Origin of the sequence: Nocardia sp. SSK8 (genome assembly GCF_037034205.1) — a bacterium.
Taxonomy (GTDB): Bacteria; Actinomycetota; Actinomycetes; order Mycobacteriales; family Mycobacteriaceae; genus Nocardia.
Genome location: NZ_JBAGKD010000002.1, coordinates 267,850 through 286,840, shown reverse-complemented (window position 1 = coordinate 286,840; position 18,991 = coordinate 267,850). Strand labels below are relative to the sequence as shown.

Here is an 18,991-nt window from a genome sequence, read left to right as displayed (position 1 = left end):
GTACCCGCCACAAGCTTAGGCTAACCTTCATTCTGCATGTTTCGTCTGAAGGGCAGTGGCACCATGAGTTCGTTCGGCCCCGCGCAGGAAGTCCGGCCGCTCAGCGCGGCACAGCGGGAGGTCTGGTTCGCCCAGCAGTTGCTGGGCGAGGTGCCGCTCACCATCGCCCAGTACGTCGACCTCGCCGGACCGCTGGATGTGGTCGCGCACCAGGAGGCCGCGCGCCGCACCGGGCGCGATCTGGGCATACATCAGCGCTTCGTGGTCGTCGACGGGGAACCCGGCCAGACCCACGACCTCACCGTTCGCGACGACATCGAGGTGGTCGACCTGCGTGGGCAGGACGACCCCGAGGCCGCCGCGTTCGCGTGGATGCGCGCCGACCAGCAGTCGCCGCTGGACGTCACCGTCGACCCGCCGATGTACACCACGATTCTGCTCATCGGCGAGGACCGCCGGTTCCTCTACACCCGCGCCCACCACATCGCCCTGGACGGCTACGGTGGCATGCGCGTGCACGAACGGCTCGCCGAGCACTACGCCGCCCTGGTCGAGGGCACCGAACCGCCCACCGGCACCGTCGACTCGCCCGGGTTGCTGGCCGCCGCCGATCTGGACTACCGTGCCTCGCGCCGCCACGAGACCGACCGCGAATACTGGCGGGCCCAGCTGACCGAGCTGCCCGAGCCGGTCACCCTGGCCACCCGCGCCGGTGACCCGGACCCGCTGCCCCGCCTGGCCGGTGCCGACCTGGCCGACGAGCTGGTGACCGCGCTGCGCGAGCGCGCCGACGGCCCGGGTCACGCGCCGGTGCTGGTGGCCGCCTTCGCCGCCTATCTGGCGCGGATGACCGGCACCGACGCCGTCGCGCTGAGCCTGCCGATGACCGCGCGCACCACCGCCGCGCTGCGCGGCTGCGCGGGCATGACCTCCAATATCGTGCCGCTGCGCTGCCCCGCCGACGACACCGTCGCGGCGGCCGTCGCCGCCGCGCGCGGACAGCTCACCGGCGCGCTACGGCATCAGCGCTACCGCGGCGCGGACATGTGGCGCGATGCCGGGCGCCCGACCCGCTCGCTGAGCTTCGGCCCCGCGGTCAACATCATGAACTTCCAGCCCGAGGTGCGTCTCGGTGCCGCGCACGGCACCCTGCACCTGCTCTCGACCGGGCCGGTCGAGGATCTGGCGCTGAACCTGTACCCCGGCTCGGCGGACCGGGTGCGGGTCGAGCTCGAGGGCAACCGGCACCGCTACCGGGCCGACGAACTCGACGCCCACCTGCGCCGGTTCCTGCGCTTCCTCACCGCCTTCGCCACCACCGATCCGGACACCCCGATCGGCGCCCTGCCGCTGCTCACCGACGCCGAGTCCGCGCGGCTGGTCCCGTGGCGCGGCACCGAGACGGTCGCGCCCTCGACCCTGGCCGAGCTCATCGCGGCCGCGGTCGCCACCAACCCGGACGGCATCGCGATCGTCTACGCCGACCGGCAGTGGACCTACCGCGACTTCGACGCCGAGACCACCCGCCTGGCCCGCGCGCTGCTGGCCGCGGGCGCGGGACCGGAGACACTCGTCGCCATGGCGGTGGAACGTTCCGCCGAATCCGTGGCCGCGGTCTGGGCGATCACCAAGACCGGTGCCGGGTTCGTCCCGATCGATCCGGCTTATCCGCCCGAGCGCATCGCACACATCCTGGGCGACTGCGGCGCGACCCTGGGCGTCACCACGGGCGCGCACCGCGACCAACTGCCCGGCACCCTCCAGTGGCTGCCGCTCGACGAGCCCGCCACCACCGCGGGCCACCGCGCCGATCCCGTCACCGACGCCGACCGGCCGACCGCCCTGCGCGTCGATCACCCGGCCTATCTGATCTACACCAGCGGCTCGACCGGCCTGCCCAAGGGCGTGCTGGTGACCCACGGCGGCCTGGCCAACCTCGCCGCCGAGCGCCGCGACCGCTACGACCTGGGCCCGCACGCGCGCACCCTGCACCACGCCTCCCCCGGTTTCGACATGGCCGTTGGCGAGATCCTGTGCGGGCTGGCCGGTGCCGCCACGCTGGTGATCGCGCCCCGCTTTGTGATGGCGGGCCCGGACCTGTCGGATCTGATGCGGCGCGAGCGCATCACCAACGCGATCATCACCCCGGCCGTGCTGGCCACCCTGGACCCGGCCGCCCTGCCCGAGCTGGCGGTGCTCGGGGTCGGCGGCGAGGCCATCCGCGCCGATCTGGTGGACGCGTGGTCGCCGAAGCGGTTGATGCGCAACGGGTACGGGCCCACCGAGGCCACCGATATCGCCACCATCGCCGAGCTCACCCCCGGCACCCCGGTCACCATCGGCGCGCCGCTGCGCGGTTTCCACGCCGTGGTCCTGGACGCGGCCCTGCGGCCGGTGGCGCCCGGGGCGATCGGCGAGCTCTACCTCGGCGGGCCCGCGCTGGCCCGTGGCTACCACCGCAGGCACGCGCTCACCGCCGCGCGTTTCGTCGCCGACCCGTTCGGTCCGGCGGGCGGGCGCCTGTACCGCACCGGCGACCTGGTGACACTCACCGCGGGCGCCGAACCCGAGCTGATCTACCACGGCCGCAGCGACTTCCAGATCAAGGTCCGCGGGCACCGCATCGAACCGGGCGAGATCGAGACCACGCTCGCCGGGCTGCCCGGGGTGGCGCGCGCGGTGGTCACCGCGCACACCGATCGGCGCGGCGCGCACCTGGTCGGCTACCTGGTGCCCGAGCCCGGCCACCCGCTCGACACCGCCGAGGTGCGCGACCGGATCGCCGACCTGCTGCCCTCCTACCTGCGCCCCAGCGCCTACATCGTGCTGGAGACCCTGCCGCTGACGCCCAACGGCAAACTCGACACCCGCAAGCTCCCCGCGCCGGACTTCGGCCGCACCGGATTCCGGGCCCCGGCGACCACCGCCGAGCGCGCGGTCGCCGACGCCTTCGCCGCGGTGCTCGACGCCGGACAGGTCGGCGCCGAGGACGACTTCTTCGATCTGGGCGGCACCTCGCTCACCGCGACCCAGGTCGCCGCCCGCCTGGGCGTGTCGGTGCGCGCGATCTTCGACGCGTCGACCGTGGCCGCCCTCGCCGCCGCTCTCGGCGATGCCGTCACCACCGCCGAGCCCGTGGCGGGCCCACGGCCGCAGCAGCTTTCGCTCGCGCCCGCCCAGACCCGGATGTGGCTGCTCAATCAGCTCTACCGCGAGTCGGCCGCCTACCACCTGCCGCTGGCGCTGCGCCTGCGCGGCGATCTCGACCACGCCGCGCTCGTCGGCGCGGTGCGCGCGGTCGTGCGGCGGCACGAGGTCCTGCGTACCGTCTATCCCACGGGCGAATCCGGCCCCCGCCCCCGCATTCTCGACACCGACGAAGCGCTGGCCGGACACGATTTCACGCCGATCGCCCTGACCGCGGACGCCCTCGCCGACGCGCTGGCCGCACAGGTCGCCGCGCCCTTCGACGTCACCACCGATATCCCGTTCCGGCTCACCCTGTGGCGCCTGGACGACCGGGAGCACGTGCTGGCCCTGGTCGCCCATCACATCGCCGCCGACGGCTGGTCGCACGGCCCGCTGGTGGCCGATCTGTCCCTCGCCTACGCGGCCCAGGCGAAGCGGGGCACCCCCGACTGGGAACCGCTGCCGCTGCAGTACGCCGACTACACCCTCTGGCAGCTCGACCGGCTCGGCGACCGCACCGATCCCACCTCCCTGGCCGCGCGCCAACTCGACTACTGGGTAGCGACTCTCGCCGGTGCCCCCGACCGGCTGACCCTGCCGGTCGACCGGGTGCGCACCACCGGCGCCGACGGCGCGGGCGCGGCGATCGATTTCACCGTCGACGCCGCCACCGCCGACGCGCTCACCGCGCTGGCCCGCGACCACCAGGCCACCGCCCACATGGCGGGCCACGCGGCCTTCGCCGTACTGCTGCACCAGCTCTCGGGCAGCGCCGACATCACCGTCGGCACCCCGGTCGCCGGGCGCGGGCATCCGTCGCTGGACCGCCTGGTCGGCATGTTCGTCAACACGCTGCCGCTGCGCACCACGCTCGACCCGGACGAGCCGTTCACCGCGCTGCTGACCCGCTCGCGCGCGGTGACCCTGGCCGCGCTCGACCACGGCGACGTGCCGTTCGACCACATCGTCGAAGCGGTCAACCCGCCGCGTGACGACACCCGCAATCCGCTGTTCCAGGCGGTGTTCTCCTTCGAGAACCTACCCGCCACCACCGATCTCGCCCTCGGTGATCTCGCCGTCGACCTGATCGAGCTCCCGCAGGACACCACCCACTTCGACCTCGCCCTCACCCTGCGCGAGCGCCCCGGCCACGGCTATGTCGCGAGCCTGCGCTACGCCACCGACCTGTTCGACGCGGACACCGTCACCGGGTTCGCCGAGCAGTACCTCCGTGTCCTGCGCGCGGTCACCGCCCGCCCGGACGCGACCCTCGCCGAGCTGCGCGACCCGGATCTCGCCCTGCCGCGGCACCGGATCGCCGAGTCGGCGGCCACCGGCGTGGACGCCGACGCCGACTACCACCCGAGCGTGCGCGAACTCGCCGTCGCCCAGGTCTTCGCCGATGTGCTCGGCGTGGACGCGGTGGCCGTGGACGACAACTTCTTCGACCTCGGCGGCACCTCGCTGCTGGTGTTCGGCCTGCGCTCCGAGCTGTCCCAGCGCCTGGGGCTCGATGTCGAGGCCCGCACGCTGTTCGAGGCCGCCACCCCGCGCGGGGTCACCGCGGCCGTGTCCGCCGGGGCCGCCGAGGCGGCCGACGGGCGCTGGATCGAGATGCTCGAGACCGACGCCCGGCTCGATCCCGACCTGCTTGTGCCCCAGCACGCACCGGCCGGTGCGGCGACCGCGCTGCTCACCGGCGCGACCGGGTTCGTCGGCATCCACCTGCTGCGCGAACTCCTCGACCACACCCCCGCCACGGTCTGGTGCCTGGTGCGCGCCGACGACATCGAATCGGGCTATCAGCGCCTGGCCGCGACCATGGACCGCTTCGGGCTCGACTCCACCGACCTGCGCGACCGGGTCGTCCCGCTGCCGGGTGACCTGGCCGCCCCGCGCCTCGGCCTGTCCGAGGCCGACTGGGCCACCCTGGCCGGGCAGATCGAGGTGATCTACCACAACGGCGCCCGGGTCAACCATCTCGAACCGTACGAGGTGCTGCGCCCCGCCAATATCGGCGGCACCGTGGAGGTGCTGCGGCTGGCGGTGACCACCCGGGTCAAGACGCTGCACTTCGTGTCCACGGTGAACGCCGCGGTCGGCATCGACCACACCGGCATCGTCACCGAGGCCGCCACCATCGCCGCCGCGGAGGTGCCCCGCAACGGCTACATGGCCAGCAAGTGGGTCGCCGAACAGCTGGTGCTCGCCGCCGCCCGGCGCGGTCTGCCGGTGGCCGTGCACCGGCCCGGCCTGGTCTCCGGCGCCACCACGAACGGCACCGTGAACAGCGACGACGCCTTCTGGACCCTCATCCGCTCGGCCGCGCACCTGGGTGTCGCGCCGGAGATCGGCGAGACCAAGGTCACCCTGGCACCGGTCGACTACGTCGCCCGCGCCATCGTCGCCCTGGCCACCGCCCGCCACCCCGACGGCGAGATCTACCACCTGGTCAACCGCGAACCCACCCCCGTCGCGGCCATCCTCGACATCGTGCGCGAGAACGGCTACCCCGTCGACACCGTCGCCATCGAGGACGCCGCGCATCGCCTGGCCGACCGCATCGGCGACCACGCCGACCTCATGCGCGCGGCTCTCATCGCCGAGAACTACCTCGGCGCGGGCGGCGGCGACCTCGTCATCGACGACGAGACCACCCGCACCGCCCTCACCGGCACCGACGTCACCTGCCCCCGCGTCGACACCACCGTCCTGCACCGCTACATCACCGGCTTCGTCACCGCCGGGCTGCTCCCCCAGCCCGTCTGAGCTGGTTATGGTGGAGGCGTGGGCATCATGGGTGAGCTGTTTCCCGGGCAGAAGCTGCAGAACGAGGGCAGTGGGGACAGTGATGGGCAGGGGCACCGGCCGCGGGTGGATCTCGATCTCGACGCCGGGGTGATCCGGGTGTCCGGGGCGGCTCGGCCCACCGAGGACGACGCGCGGGACTGACCTGCGGGGAGTTCGGCTCAGCGGTGGGCGAACCATTGCGGCCGGGGTGCGGGTCGCGGATAGTTCACGGCACTTCGCCGAGAGGGAGCCGCCCATGACCGCCACCGAAGCACCCCGTTCCGGGGCCCGCGCCGTCGACCGTGCCGTCTATGTCCTCAACTGCTTCCAGGGCGGCGATCCGGAGCTGTCGCTGAGCGAGCTCGCGCACCGCGCCGGGCTGCCGGTGAGTACCACCTTCCGGCTGGCGCAGGCGCTGGTGCGCGGCAGGCTGCTCGAGCAGGACACCGCCACCGACCGCTACCGGATCGGGCACGGGCTGGCCTGCCTGGCCCGGCCCGCGCTCTCCCGGCTCGGGCTCGACGCCGCCGCGCCACACCTCTACGCGCTGGCCGCCGGGATCAAGATCACCGTCAGTCTCAGCGTGCCCGACGACGACGAGGCGCTCACCGTCTTCCAGGCCCGTCCACCGGTCTCGTTCTGCCACAACCAGATTCCCCGCGAACGCAGCCCGCTGCACAGCAGCGCCGTCGGCCACGCCCTGCTCGCGCACACCGCCACCGGCGCCGAACGGCGCGAACTGTTCGACACCGTGCGCAGGCGCGGTTTCGCAGTCGAGGAGATCGACAGCGCGGAACCGATCCGCGCCGTCGCCGTGCCCGTGCTCGGGCCGGACAAGCAGGTGTGGGGCGCGCTGGGTGTGCAGGCGCGCGCGGTGCGCCTTGATCACGATCTGGTGCGCGCGGTGGTGCCCGCCATGCACCAGATCGCGGTGCGAATCGGCCCGTACTTCCACACCGCCGCCGGTGCCGAATTCGGCGCACCGTGATTTCCACGATGTGAAAACAGCATTGCCGAACCCGTATCACGCACCGCACCATAGGAATTCGAGACGGCGAGCAGCTCGCCGATCCCCCGGCAGGAAAGTCCCGACATGACCGACACCCCCGCGCTCGTCCGCCGCAGGACGGTGGACCTCATGCGCCTGTCGCCCGGATTCTGTCGCCGCTGATCTCCCGGCGGCCTCCCCGCGTCGCCCAGCCCTCTTTCTCTCCCGTCAGTCCGTTCCGTGCGGATCGTCGCGGCGTGCCCTCGTGCGGCACGTCGCGCGATCCCGCACGCCATCGAAAGATTCGCCAACCATGCTGTCCACTCTCTTGCGACGACGTCCGCTGCGTGCGCTCGCCGCCGCGCTCGTCGTTCCCGCCGCCCTCGCGGTGGTCACCGCGTGCGGCGCCACCGATACACCGACGACCGCCGACGGCAAGACCGTGTTGCGCTACCAGGGCCAGACCGGTCTGGTCACGCCCTTCGAACTCGCCGACCACCTCGGCTACTTCCGCTCGATCGCCCTGCGGTGGGAGAGCGACACCACCAGCGGCCCGGCCAATATCCAGGCCGCGGCCACCAAGCAGGTCGAATTCGGCAGCGCGTTCAACGGCGCGGTGGTCAAGCTCGCCGCGGGCGGCGCCCCGGTACAGGCGGTCCTGAGCTCCTACGGCTCGGACGCGAAGTCCTACACCGGCTACTTCGTGCGCGAGGACGCGGGCATCAAGACCGCGCGTGATCTGATCGGCAAGAAGGTCGGGATCAACACCCTCGGCGCACACCACGAGTTCGTCACCCGGGAATGGCTGCACCAGCAGGGCCTGACCGAGGACGAGATCAAGCAGGTGCAGCTGATCGTGGTGCCGCCGATCAATACCGAGGAGGCGCTGCGCAGCGGACAGATCGATGTCGGCGCGCTCGGTGGTGTCTACCGGGAGACCGCGGTGCCGCGCGGCGGGCTGCACGCGCTGTTCACCGACAAGGACATCTTCGGCGAATTCGACTACGGCACCTACGTCTTCCGCAAGGACTTCATCGCCCAGAACCCCGAGGCGGTCGAGGATTTCGTGCAGGGCACCGCTCGCGCCACCCGCTGGCTGCAGGTCACCCCGCGCGACGAGGTGGTCGCCGAGTTCACCGAGATCATCAGCAAGCGCGGCCGCAACGAGAACCTCAAGCTGCTCGACTACTGGCGCAGCTCCGGCATCCCGGTGCCGGGCGCGGTGATCGCCGAGCGGGAGATCCAGATCTGGATCGACTGGCTCGAACGCAACGGCGAGCTCGAGCGCGGCAAGATCACCGCCGCCGAGCTGTTCACCAACAAGGACAACCCGTACGCCAACGGCACCTACCAGCCCGAGAGCGGCCCGACCGGAGAGGTGGTGGCCGCGAAATGACCGGCACCGCAGTCAAACTGGCGCTCCAGGGCGTCGGCAAGCAGTTCGCCGTCCGGGGCAGCGCCGAACGGTTCACCGCCATCGACGACATCTCGATCGAGGTCGGCGCGGGCGAGTTCCTCGTCCTGGTCGGGCCCAGCGGTTCGGGCAAGTCGACCCTGCTGGATCTGCTCGGCGGGCTGAGCACGCCCAGTTCGGGCCGCATCCTGCTCGACGGCGCCCCGATCACCGGTCCGGGCCTCGACCGTGGCGTGGTGTTCCAGCAGTACGCGCTGCTGCCGTGGCGCACCGCCCGCGCGAATATCCAGTTCGGGCTCGAGGCCAAGGGCGTGCCGCGCAAGGAACGCAAGGCGATCGCCGATCACTACCTGGAACTGGTCGGCCTGACCGGCTTCGGTGACCGGTACCCGCACGAACTGTCCGGCGGCATGAAGCAGCGCGTCGCGATCGCGCGCAGCCTCGCCTTCGACCCGGAAGTACTGCTGATGGACGAGCCGTTCGCCGCGCTCGACGCCCAGACCAGGGAGTCGTTGCAGGACGAGCTGCTACGCATCTGGGAGGCCACCGGCAAGACCATCCTGTTCATCACCCACGGCATCGACGAGGCCGTCTACCTGGGCCAGCGCGTCGCGGTGCTCACCTCACGACCCGGCCGGATCAAGGCCGTCATCGATATCGACATCGCGCGCGGTGGCGACATCGATGTGCGCTCCAGTGAGCCGTTCCGCGAGTACCGCCATCGCATCTGGACCGAACTGCAGAGCGAGGTGAGCCGGGCCCAGCGGGCTGAGCTCGCCGCCACCGAGGACAGCACCGCCCCGGCGGCATCCACCGACAGGAGTCCCGCCCATGTCTAGCGCCGTCCCGGTCCTCGACCGGCCCACCGATCGCACGCCCCCGGCACCGGCACCCGCCGCGGTCCCGGCCCGCGCGGTTCCCGAGGTCGTCACCCGCGCGGCCGGGGCCACCGGACGGCTGCTGATCCGGATCGCCAAGCCGCTGCTGGCCTTCGCGCTGCTGCTCGGCGCCTGGGAACTCGCGCCGCGCTTCGGCCTGGTTGACGAGGTGTTCCTCCCGCCGTTCTCGGTGGTCGTGCAGGCCTTCGTGGAGCTGGCCGCCAACGGCCAGCTCGGCGACCACATCTCGGCCAGCCTCACCCGCTCGGTCACCGGCTTCTCCCTCGCCCTGGTGATCGCGGTGCCCGCCGGGATCGCCATCGCCTGGTACAAGCCGGTCTCGGACTTCCTCAACCCGGTGCTCGAACTGTTCCGCAACACCGCCGCCCTGGCGCTGCTGCCGGTGTTCGTGCTCATCCTCGGGATCGGCGAGACCTCCAAGATCGCGCTGATCGGCTACGCCACCTTCTTCCCGATCCTGCTCAACACCATCACTGGGGTGCGCACCGTCGATCCGCTGCTGGTGAAATCAGCGGTGTCACTGGGCTTCTCGCCGCTGCGGCTGTTCCAGAAGGTGATCCTGCCCGCAGCGGTCCCGTCGATCTTCACCGGCATCCGGATGGCGGCCTCGGGCTCGATCCTGGTTCTCATCGCCGCCGAGATGATCGGCGCCCGGGCCGGACTGGGCTACCTGATCACCGCCGCCCAGCAGAACTTCCAGATCCCGCAGATGTACGCGGGGATCGTGGCGATCTCGCTGATCGGCCTCGGCTTCAATGTCGCCCTCGTCGCCCTGGAACGCCGCCTTTCCCGCTGGCGCACCGCCACCCACGTCTGATCAGGAGAATTCCTTGTCCCGCAGGACCTTTCATCTCAACGCCTTCCTGATGGGCGTCGGCCACCACGAGGCGGCCTGGCGGCATCCGCGCACCGAGGAACACCGGGTGCTCGATGTGCGCCACTTCCAGGAGGTGGCCCGGATCGCCGAGCGCGGCAAGCTCGACTCGGTGTTCTTCGCCGACACCCTCGCCGTCGGCCCGCGCGTGGAACGCAATGCCCTCACAGTGTTCGAGCCGGTGACGCTGCTGGCCGCGATCGCGGCGGTCACCGAGCGGATCGGGCTCATCGCCACCGCCTCGACCAGCTACAACGAGCCGTTCAATCTGGCCCGCAAGTTCGCCTCGCTCGACCACATCAGCGGCGGGCGGGCCGGGTGGAACATCGTCACCTCCGGCAGTGTGGACGAGGCCTACAACTTCGGGCTCGACGCCATTCCCGAGCACGCGCGCCGCTATGAACGCGCGGCGGAGTTCGTCGACGTGGCGCTCGCGCTGTGGGACAGCTGGGAATCCGGGGCGGTCGTGCTCGACACCGAGACCGGCGTCTTCGCCGACCCGGCCAAGGTGCACACCCTCGACTACACCGGGGAACGATTCCGGGTGCGCGGCCCGCTCAACTCGCCACGCGGCCCGCAGGGTCGGCCGCTGCTGGTACAGGCCGGATCCTCGGAAGCGGGCAAGGAATTCGCTGCCCAGCACGCCGAGGCCGTGTTCACCGCGCAGCGCACCCTCGAGGAGGGCGTGCGATTCGCGCGGGATCTGAAGGCGCGCCTGGGCAGATACGGCCGCGCCGAGCACGAGCTGAAGGTGCTGCCGGGGCTGGTGCCGTTCATCGCCGACACCGCCGAGGAGGCCAGGGCGCTCGAGCAGGAGTTCACCGACCTCATCTCGCCCGACTACGCGCTGCGCCAGCTCTCGGCCATGCTCGGTGTCGACCTCACCGCGCACGCCCTCGACGCCCCGCTGCCACCGCTGCCCGCCGAGAGCGAGATCGAGGGCGGCAAGAGCCGGTTCACGCTGGTCAAGGAGCTCGCCGAGACCGAGGAGCTGACCGTGCGGCAGCTCATCGGCAAACTGGGCGGCGGTCGCGGGCACCGCACCTTCGCCGGGACACCCGAGCAGGTGGCCGACGAACTGCGGCGCTGGTTCGACGCGGGCGCGGCCGACGGCTTCAACATCATGCCGCCGTATCTGCCCGGCGGACTGGCCGACTTCGTGGACCGGGTGGTGCCGATCCTGCAGGAGCGCGGCCTGTTCCGCACCGACTACGCATCCACCACACTGCGCGGGCATTACGGCCTCGACCCGGTGGAAAGCCGCTTCACCCCGGCGGAGACGCGGGTCAGCGCCTGATGCGTACCCACCGCCTCGACCTCGAACTCATGCGGGTGATCAGCAGCGCCTGTCCGGGATGACGCACCACCTCACCTCCCCACCGGCTCCACCCGAAGGACCATCGACATGACCACCATCGAGAACACCCGCACCGTCACCGTCACGCCCGTCGCGGGCCACATCGGCGCCGAGGTCACCGGCCTCGACTTGCGCGAGGAGCTCACCGAGGCCCAGGTCGGCGAGCTCACCGCGGCGCTGCACCGGCACAAGGTGCTGTTCTTCCGCGATCAGCGGATCGGCCACACCGAGCAGATCGCGTTCTCCCGCCGTTTCGGCGCCGTCACCCCGTCGCACCCGTACGACGACGACGCGCCCACCGAGCACCCGGAGATCCTGGCCGTCGACAGCAGGCTCTACGAGAAGAAGTTCGGCCGCAAGAAGTTCAGCTACACCAACAAGTGGCACACCGATGTCTCCCCGCTGATCAACCCGCCCGCGGCCTCGATCCTGCGCGCGGAGATCGCCCCGGAGATCGGCGGGGACACCCAGTGGACCAACCTGGCGGCGGTCTACGCGGCCCTGCCGGAATCGCTGCGCACCTTCCTCGACGGGCTGCGCGCCGAACACCGCTTCGGTGGCCGGATCCCGCCGTGGGAGGCCGACAGCCCGTACGCCCGCAAGATCGCCGCCGCGCCGCTGGTCACCGAGCACCCGGTGGTGCGCGTGCACCCGGTGACCGGCGAGCGGGCGCTGTTCGTCAATCCCGGCTTCACCACCCGCATCCTGGGCCTGACCCCGCCGCAGAGCGACGCCCTGCTGCAACTGCTCTTCGACGAGCTCGCCCACCCCGCCTACACGGTGCGCTTCCGCTGGGAGCAGGGCAGCATCGCGTTCTGGGACAACCGCGCCACCGCCCACCTGGCCCCCAGCGACCTCGACCACCTCGACGTCACCCGCGTGCTCTACCGCACCACCCTCGAGGGCGACATCCCGGTCGGCGTCGACGGCGAGCCGTCCCGCCCGATCGCAGGCGACAAGTTCACCGGCGCCTGATCCCCCCGGTGGTGCCCGGCTCCGGTCGGGCACCACCTCGTCTACTTCGACCACCCGCCCCGAATCCGAGGAGCAGTCCATGAGTGAGATATGGCGAGCGAGCACCGAAGTGCTGATCATCGGCGGGGGCCCGGCGGCCTGTTGGGCCGCCGTCCACGCCCGCGAGGCGGGGGCCGAGGTGACCCTGGTGGACAAGGGCTACTGCGGCACCAGCGGCGCGACCGCCCCCTCGGGCACCGGCGTCTGGTACGTCGCGCCCGAGGCCGAGGCGCGGGCCGCGGCGAAGGCGAGCCGGGAGGCGCTGGGTGGCTATCTCGCCGATCACCACTGGATGGACCGGGTCCTGGACCAGACCTACGCGAACATGAACCGGCTCGCCGTCGAGGGCCGGTATCCGTTCCCGGTCGATCCGGCCACCGGCGACCCGCTGCGCACCGGTGTCCAGGGTCCGGAATACATGCGCCGGATGCGGGCCTGGCTGACCCGGGTCGGCGTGCGGGTACACGATCACAGCCCGGCGCTCGAACTGCTCGTCGACGAGACGGGCGCGGTGCGCGGCGCGGCCGGTCATCAGCGTCAGCGCGGCCGCGACTACCGGATCACCGCGGGCGCGGTGGTGCTCGCGACCGGTGGGTGCGCGTTCCTCTCCCGGGCGCTGGGCACCAATGTCGACACCGGTGACGGGGCGCTCATGGCCGCCGAGGCCGGGGCCCGGTTCTCCGGGATGGAGTTCTCCAACGCCTACGGGATCGTGCCCAAGGACTCGACCATCACCAAGACCGCCTACTACAGCTACGCGACCTTCTTCGGCGAGGACGGGCGGGTGCTCGAGGAGGCCGGGTCCGCGCGGGGCCGCTCGGTGATCGCGCGCACGCTGCTGCGGGAGAAGGTGTTCGCCCAGCTCGATCGTGCGGATGCGACCGTGCAGGCCCAGATGCGGCTGGGGCAGCCCAATTTCTTCCTGCAGTTCGACCGGCGCGGCATCGATCCGTTCACCCAGCGCTTCGAGATCGATCTGCTCGCCGAGGGCACGGTGCGCGGCACCGGCGGCATCGACGTCGTCGACGACGACTGCGCCAGCACGGTTCCCGGCCTCTACGTCGCCGGTGACGCGGCCACCAGGGAACGGATCTGCGGCGGCTTCACCGGCGGCGGTAGCCACAATGCCGCCTGGGCGATGTCCTCGGGCAGCTGGGCGGGCGCGGGCGCCGCCCGGTACGCGCGCGCGGCCGGTGCGGTGGGCACGGTGCGCGGCCTCGGACGGGTCGGGCTGCGGCCCGCGGGCGCGCGCTCGCTGACCGCGGCCGAGGTGGTGGCCGCCGCCCAGGCCGAGCTGCTGCCGATCGAGCACAATTTCCTGCGCCACGGCGAGCGCCTGCGCCCGGCCTTGGCCCGGCTCGACGAGCTGTGGTCGGCCGCGGCGGACGGACTCGGCGGCGTGTCCGGGAACGAGCGGATGCGAGCCCGCCAGGCCGCGGCCATCACCGCCGTCGGCAGGCTCATGTACCGATCGGCGCTGGCGCGCACGGAAACCCGCGGCATGAGCAAACGCGCGGATCACCCCGAGCTGGACCCGGCCCAGCACCACCACCTGTACTCCGGTGGCCTCGACGAGCCGTGGACCGGCCCGGCACCCACCCGGACTCTGGTGGTGGCGTCATGATCGAGCTGCTGCGCGCGCAGGATTGCATCGGCTGCGACAAGTGCGTGGACGCCTGCCCGACCGACGTGTTCGACCGCACCGACAGCGGAATCCCGGTCATCGCCCGGCAATCCGACTGCCAGACCTGCTTCATGTGCGAGGCGTACTGCCCGGTCGACGCGCTCTACGTGGCCCCCGAGGCCGCGCCGCTGCCCGCCGGGGCGGCGGTGCCCGCCGAGCACATCGGGCGCTACCGCGAGAAGCTGGGCTGGGGCCACGGCCGCACCCCGGGCGCGCGGGTCGCGGTCGGGCCGCGGCTGCCGCACGGCACCCCGCCGCCACGGCTCAGCTCCTGAGCACGCGATCCCGCTCCGAGGCACGCAGCGGACCGAAGAGCGGATCGTCGAAGACGGTCGGCTCGACGACCGGGGTGGGATCGCGCAGCAGCTCGGCGGTGCTCACCTCCGACCAGTCGTATCGGCCGTTCTCGCACAGCAATTCGACCATCGAGACGGCCGAGACCGTGTCGTCGAGGGTGAAGTCGAGGAAGCCGTCCGCGGCCAGCGCGGCACCGACCTCCGCGCGCGGCACCGGGCCGGTCGCGTGGGCCACGGCCAGGTAGGGGCGCAGCGGTTCGCCGAAGTCGGGGATGCGCTCGCGGATCCACACCTCGCTCAGCGCGCGGGTGAGGTCCTCCCGGATCCGCACCAGCTCCTCGGGCAGCGCGATCGGCAGCCGGATCGAATCCTCGGCCACCAGCGGCGGGCCGAAGGTGAGCTGGAACGGCGCGTGCTCGGCCAGCAGTTCCCGCGCCCCCGCGACCAGGGCGGCCAGGTGCACGCCCTTCACGCCGTCGACGAAACCGATGCCCTGTACCCCGATCCGCAGGCGCGCGGTGTCGACCTGTTCGAGCCCCGGCAGCCGGGACAGGGTCGGTGCGAAGATCTCGACCAGCTTGTCGGCGACGGTCTGCGTCGGCACGATCTGCCAGTCGTAGAAGGAACGCCCCGGTGTCCACCCCGGCCGCCACCACCAGCGGCTGGCAACCGTCGTCTCGCTCGCGATCATGGTCCCACCTCCCGATCTCGGCCGACGCCCCCAGCGACCATCGGGCGGCCGGGCCGATCGTCCGCGCCCAGGCGGAGACGGCCAGTTCACCCCGACGAACACCGAAACGATCGACACCGGTGCTGCGATGCCAGTTACCTGTCAGCGACGGTATTACCGGTGGCAGGGACCCGCAACACGACGAGACCGTTCCGTTGCACCTTCGATCCCGAGTCCTCGCTTGCCGTCCCCGGCGTGGCGCCGCGCTCTACACTGTCCGGTATGCCTGTTCGTCGGCTGATCACGCGTTCCGCGTTCGCCCTCCTGCTCCCCCTGGTCGCCGCCGCCTGCACCATGACCGGCCCCGGCACCACCTCCGAGTGCACCGTCAGCGGATGCACCGTCACCTTCGAGCGCGGGGTGCAGGCCAAGGCCTCGGTGCTCGGGATCGACGCCGAGCTCGTCGCCGTCAACGGCGATCTGGTCACCTTGAGCATCGGCGGTCAGCAGATCACCGTGCCCGTCGGCGAGTCCCAGCCCGCCGACGGGGTCGATGTCCGGGTCAGCGAGGTGACCGCCGACAAGGTCGTGGTCGTGCTCGACTCCGGGCTGCAGCAGAACTGAGCTCAGCCGAGCACGTTCGGCTGGTCCAGGATCCAGCGCCAGCTCCCGTCGGGCTGGCGGCGCGCCACCTCCACCGTCGCCCCGCCCCCGCCCGGTAACCGCGACGAGGTGAGCGCCAGATCCCCCGCCCGCAGCGCGGGCGACTGCGTCCCCGGCTGGAAGACCGGCCGCGACGCGACCAGCCGGGTATAGGCGGCCCTGATCTCCTCGATCCCCGTCGCGACCACACCGTCGGGCAGCGCGAGGACCGCGTCGGACTCGTAGAGCTCGACCAGACCGTCCACATCCCCCGCGTTGAGCCGTTCGACCACGAGCCTGCTCAGATCTTCCGGGCGCCGGGCGCGTTCCCGCGCGGCGTCGTCGTTGTCGGTCATCGCCACCCCTGTCCTCGATATGGGCTGTGCGACAACGGTAACGCCGGGGTCCGACACGAAACGGCGCACCGAACCGCCGGACCGCGCGCCCGAGCCCCGAGCCGGTCCGGAGACGGCGAAACCCCCGGAAGCCGATGGCGTCCCGGGGGTTTCGCGCGTGTGGTGTCAGCCGATCACAGCGGCGGGAAACCCGACGAGCCGGTCGCCATCCAGTTCCAGAACTCGGCAGCGCGGTTCACGAGCAGCGCGATGACGTCGAGGGCAGTGCTTCCCATGGTCTTCCTCACGGTCGAACGAACAAACTTCCGCGCCACCCTAGCAACCGGCGCCGACTGCGCAACGGTGCGATAACACCGGGATAACGCCGGTCGGCGGCGAATATAGTTCCTCTCGAGGCGTGTCACCCGACGACGACGGTGAGGGCCGATGGACGGCAACAGGCACAGATTCCTGCACGGGCCCCTGTTCTCGCGGGTCCCGCTGGACCGGCGCAACGCGGCGAGCCGGATCAGCGCCTATATCTACGGCAACATCCTGATCCTCGCCGCGCTCATCCCGGTCTCGCCGTCGGCGGAGAACGTCGGCATCCTCGTCGTGCTCGGGACCGCCGCGTCGACCTTCGTCGCGCACACCTTCGCCGAGAACGTCGGCCGGTCGGTGCGCACCGACCAGTCCCCGACCGGGCTCGAACGCTGGACGGATCTGCGCGACTCGCTACCCATCCTCAGTTCGGCGGTGCTGCCGTGCGTGATCCTCGCGGCCGCGGCCTTCGGCTGGCTCGAGCCGCGCACCGCCCAGGTGCTCGCCGAGGCGGTAATGCTGATCCGCATCGGCGGGATCGTCTTCGTCATCCGCAGGCTCCAGGGCGTGCGGCCGGACCGGTCCACCCTGGCCGCCGCCGTCCTGCTAACCTGCGTGGCCACCACCATCGTGGCGATCAAAGTCGCGTTGACCCACTGATTCGATTCGTTCCGGGTGAACGGACGGAAAACGGCACCGGACGACGATTCTTCCCGGCTGTGACGACGCCGACACCGAATATCCGCCGCCGGTGAACAAAATTCTCGGCGGACAGTCACGTCCACAGATTGTTCCGTCCGAAACATTCTGCGCGCCAGCGACTATCCACCGAACCACCAGCACATTCCCTCGCGTCGCCCTTTTTGTTCAGCGCATCAGTGACCGCACTCACAGGCATGAATTCCAGCGTTCTGGCTATAGCATCTAACCCGCCGAGGCTTCACCGGAATATCCGCCGTCGAAGATCCAGAGCAACAGTGGTGTCACATCGACGTGCCCCTTTTTCGAATCCGTCTTGCGCCGCTTCGGCCTGTATTCGTCACGAGGTGAACCCGGTCATGGAATACACCCATTTGTCCGAATTCGAGATCCGTCCCGGGACATTGTCGATCTGGACCGCCGAACTGCCCGAGTATGCCTGGCAGCCCGACGATCGCCCGCTCACCAGCGTGCACGCCGGATACTGCGCCGGGGTCGATCCCGCCGACCCACTGCCCGGCCGGGGCCGCTGGATCGGCACCGCGTTCGAGATGGACGCCCCGTTCGACGCCGCGGCCTGGCGGGAGACGCTGCGGCGCTGGCACGCGCGGCACGAGGGCTTGCGCACCACCGTCGATGCCTCCGCCCGTACCCGGCGCACCGCGGGCGCGGCGGAGCTCGTCATCGCCGAACAGCCCATCGAAGGGCTCACCTGCGGCGCCGAGATCAACGAATTCCTCCGTGGCGCACTGGAATTGCGCCTGTCGCCGCTGGTGTGGCCGCACTGCCTGGCCGCCACCGTCGACCATCCCGGCACCGCCGATTTCACCGTGCTGATCGCGGCCGATCACTCGGTGCTCGACGCCTACTCCCAGGCCATCCTCATCCTGGAGCTGCGTGCCCTCTACACCGAGTCCGTGGCCGGTCTGCCCGCACGGGAATCGGCCACCTTCGGCAGTGCCGCCGACTTCGCGGTGCTCGAGCGGGCGGCCGCCACCGCGCTCGATCCGGCGGGCCCCGCCGTCACGACCTGGCGTGACTTCCTCGCCGACGGGTCCATGCCGCGCTTCGCCCCGCACGCCCAGCGGCCGGTCGAGGCGGGTCTGCCGCAGCCCAGCGTGTCGCGCCGGGTGCTCGACCTGGCCGAGCTGGAGCGGGTCGAGACCGCGCTCGACGCGGTGCGGCACCGGCTGTCGGTGGCGGTGTTCGCGGGGCTGGCGCTGGCCCACCGGGAGCGCTTCGGCGGCGGCGGGTTGCGCACAGTCATGCCAATCGCGACCCGGCCGGATCTGCGCTGGTTGGAATCGATGGGCTGGTTCGTCAATGTGGTGCCCGTCGATATCGCCCTCGACGACACCGACGACATCGCCGCCGCGCTCGACCACGCCCGCGCGGCCCTGCGCCGCGCCCGCACCGCCGGGGACGCCTCCTGGAACCGCGTCCTGGAACTGCTCGAGGTAGCCGAGACACCTCGCTTCGGCGTCTCCTTCCTCGACATCCGGGTGCTCCCCGGCTACGAACTCGTCGCCGACCTGCGCGGACGCACCCTGCGCGCCGAGTCGTACTCCCCCGACGAGGTGTTCCTGTGGGTGGTTCGCGCCGCCGACGGACTCTACGTCTCGACCCGCTACCCGGCCGGATTCCCGCCGGAGGTGATGGACGAATTCCTCACGGCGTTCGGCCACGCTCTGCGCGCGATCACCGCGGGGGCAGCCGCACCGGCTGACCACACCGCGGCAGCCGGTTACGCGCTCACACCGTCGGCGGCACCGGACCGGGGTTCGGATCCCCTGGCCGGTGCGGCCCAGGTGGGGTGAGC

The 18,991-nt window shown here is 71.4% G+C and carries 15 protein-coding genes; 13 read left to right on the top strand and 2 right to left on the bottom strand.

Going from position 1 to position 18,991, the window contains the following annotated elements; genetic code table 11:
• Positions 1–36: 36 nt before the first annotated feature.
• From WA675_RS04780 to WA675_RS04735, 10 genes are all read left to right on the top strand, one after another.
• Positions 37–5,958, top strand: a complete 5,922-nt coding sequence (locus tag WA675_RS04780; RefSeq protein WP_336082244.1) for an amino acid adenylation domain-containing protein — start codon at positions 37–39, stop codon at positions 5,956–5,958.
• Between the two features lie 18 nt (positions 5,959–5,976).
• Positions 5,977–6,141, top strand: coding sequence for a hypothetical protein (locus WA675_RS04775; RefSeq protein ID WP_336082855.1), 165 nt, complete (start codon positions 5,977–5,979; stop codon positions 6,139–6,141).
• 94 nt (positions 6,142–6,235) lie between these two features.
• Entirely contained in the window at positions 6,236–6,967 is a 732-nt protein-coding gene (locus WA675_RS04770) for an IclR family transcriptional regulator (protein WP_336082242.1), read from the top strand.
• A 313-nt stretch (positions 6,968–7,280) separates the two neighbouring features.
• On the top strand, positions 7,281–8,363 hold the full coding sequence (locus WA675_RS04765; RefSeq protein ID WP_336082240.1) for an ABC transporter substrate-binding protein: 1,083 nt from the start codon (positions 7,281–7,283) through the stop codon (positions 8,361–8,363).
• A complete protein-coding gene (locus WA675_RS04760) occupies positions 8,360–9,220 on the top strand; it encodes an ABC transporter ATP-binding protein (RefSeq protein WP_336082238.1) in 861 nt (286 codons plus the stop codon). The genes WA675_RS04765 and WA675_RS04760 overlap by 4 nt, the downstream gene beginning before the upstream one ends.
• Positions 9,213–10,097: an ABC transporter permease gene (locus tag WA675_RS04755; protein WP_336082236.1), complete on the top strand. Its 885-nt coding sequence runs from the start codon at positions 9,213–9,215 to the stop codon at positions 10,095–10,097. The genes WA675_RS04760 and WA675_RS04755 overlap by 8 nt, the downstream gene beginning before the upstream one ends.
• A gap of 13 nt (positions 10,098–10,110) precedes the next feature.
• The gene (locus WA675_RS04750) at positions 10,111–11,451 is read left to right on the top strand and encodes an LLM class flavin-dependent oxidoreductase (RefSeq protein ID WP_336082234.1); all 1,341 of its coding nucleotides are present in this window, start codon (positions 10,111–10,113) and stop codon (positions 11,449–11,451) included.
• 108 nt (positions 11,452–11,559) lie between these two features.
• Complete coding sequence (locus WA675_RS04745; RefSeq protein WP_336082232.1) at positions 11,560–12,486, top strand: TauD/TfdA dioxygenase family protein; 927 nt, start codon at positions 11,560–11,562, stop codon at positions 12,484–12,486.
• 79 nt (positions 12,487–12,565) lie between these two features.
• On the top strand, positions 12,566–14,149 hold the full coding sequence (locus WA675_RS04740) for an FAD-binding protein (RefSeq protein ID WP_336082230.1): 1,584 nt from the start codon (positions 12,566–12,568) through the stop codon (positions 14,147–14,149).
• Positions 14,146–14,484 carry a ferredoxin family protein gene (locus tag WA675_RS04735; protein ID WP_336082229.1) on the top strand — a complete coding sequence of 113 codons (339 nt, stop codon included), beginning with the start codon at positions 14,146–14,148 and terminating at the stop codon, positions 14,482–14,484. The genes WA675_RS04740 and WA675_RS04735 overlap by 4 nt, the downstream gene beginning before the upstream one ends.
• Here the strand turns inward: WA675_RS04735 and WA675_RS04730 are convergent.
• Positions 14,474–15,196 (bottom strand): 2'-5' RNA ligase family protein, encoded by a 723-nt coding sequence (locus WA675_RS04730; RefSeq protein WP_336082228.1) that lies wholly within the window; start codon positions 15,194–15,196, stop codon positions 14,474–14,476. The two genes, WA675_RS04735 and WA675_RS04730, sit on opposite strands and share 11 nt — an antisense overlap.
• A 261-nt stretch (positions 15,197–15,457) precedes the next feature.
• On the opposite strand from WA675_RS04730, the gene WA675_RS04725 reads away from it, so the two are divergent.
• A complete protein-coding gene (locus WA675_RS04725; RefSeq protein WP_336082226.1) occupies positions 15,458–15,799 on the top strand; it encodes a hypothetical protein in 342 nt (113 codons plus the stop codon).
• Between the two features lie 2 nt (positions 15,800–15,801).
• Here the strand turns inward: WA675_RS04725 and WA675_RS04720 are convergent, their stop codons facing one another.
• Entirely contained in the window at positions 15,802–16,173 is a 372-nt protein-coding gene (locus WA675_RS04720) for a YybH family protein (protein ID WP_336082225.1), read from the bottom strand.
• A gap of 426 nt (positions 16,174–16,599) precedes the next feature.
• Here WA675_RS04720 and WA675_RS04715 point away from each other — a divergent pair, with 426 nt between their 5' ends.
• Together WA675_RS04715 and WA675_RS04710 are read left to right on the top strand one after the other, a co-directional pair.
• The gene (locus WA675_RS04715; RefSeq protein ID WP_336082223.1) at positions 16,600–17,133 is read left to right on the top strand and encodes a hypothetical protein; all 534 of its coding nucleotides are present in this window, start codon (positions 16,600–16,602) and stop codon (positions 17,131–17,133) included.
• A 398-nt stretch (positions 17,134–17,531) separates the two neighbouring features.
• On the top strand, positions 17,532–18,989 hold the full coding sequence (locus WA675_RS04710) for a condensation domain-containing protein (RefSeq protein WP_336082222.1): 1,458 nt from the start codon (positions 17,532–17,534) through the stop codon (positions 18,987–18,989).
• Positions 18,990–18,991 lie beyond the last annotated feature (2 nt).

Coding starts and splice junctions, on each gene's coding strand:
- WA675_RS04780 (WP_336082244.1), top strand. CDS start 37: ATGTTTCGTCTGAAGGGCAGTGGCACCATGAGTTCGTTCGGCCCCGCG.
- WA675_RS04770 (WP_336082242.1), top strand. CDS start 6,236: ATGACCGCCACCGAAGCACCCCGTTCCGGGGCCCGCGCCGTCGACCGT.
- WA675_RS04765 (WP_336082240.1), top strand. CDS start 7,281: ATGCTGTCCACTCTCTTGCGACGACGTCCGCTGCGTGCGCTCGCCGCC.
- WA675_RS04760 (WP_336082238.1), top strand. CDS start 8,360: ATGACCGGCACCGCAGTCAAACTGGCGCTCCAGGGCGTCGGCAAGCAG.
- WA675_RS04755 (WP_336082236.1), top strand. CDS start 9,213: ATGTCTAGCGCCGTCCCGGTCCTCGACCGGCCCACCGATCGCACGCCC.
- WA675_RS04745 (WP_336082232.1), top strand. CDS start 11,560: ATGACCACCATCGAGAACACCCGCACCGTCACCGTCACGCCCGTCGCG.
- WA675_RS04740 (WP_336082230.1), top strand. CDS start 12,566: ATGAGTGAGATATGGCGAGCGAGCACCGAAGTGCTGATCATCGGCGGG.
- WA675_RS04735 (WP_336082229.1), top strand. CDS start 14,146: ATGATCGAGCTGCTGCGCGCGCAGGATTGCATCGGCTGCGACAAGTGC.
- WA675_RS04730 (WP_336082228.1), bottom strand. CDS start 15,196: ATGATCGCGAGCGAGACGACGGTTGCCAGCCGCTGGTGGTGGCGGCCG.
- WA675_RS04725 (WP_336082226.1), top strand. CDS start 15,458: ATGCCTGTTCGTCGGCTGATCACGCGTTCCGCGTTCGCCCTCCTGCTC.
- WA675_RS04720 (WP_336082225.1), bottom strand. CDS start 16,173: ATGACCGACAACGACGACGCCGCGCGGGAACGCGCCCGGCGCCCGGAA.
- WA675_RS04715 (WP_336082223.1), top strand. CDS start 16,600: ATGGACGGCAACAGGCACAGATTCCTGCACGGGCCCCTGTTCTCGCGG.
- WA675_RS04710 (WP_336082222.1), top strand. CDS start 17,532: ATGGAATACACCCATTTGTCCGAATTCGAGATCCGTCCCGGGACATTG.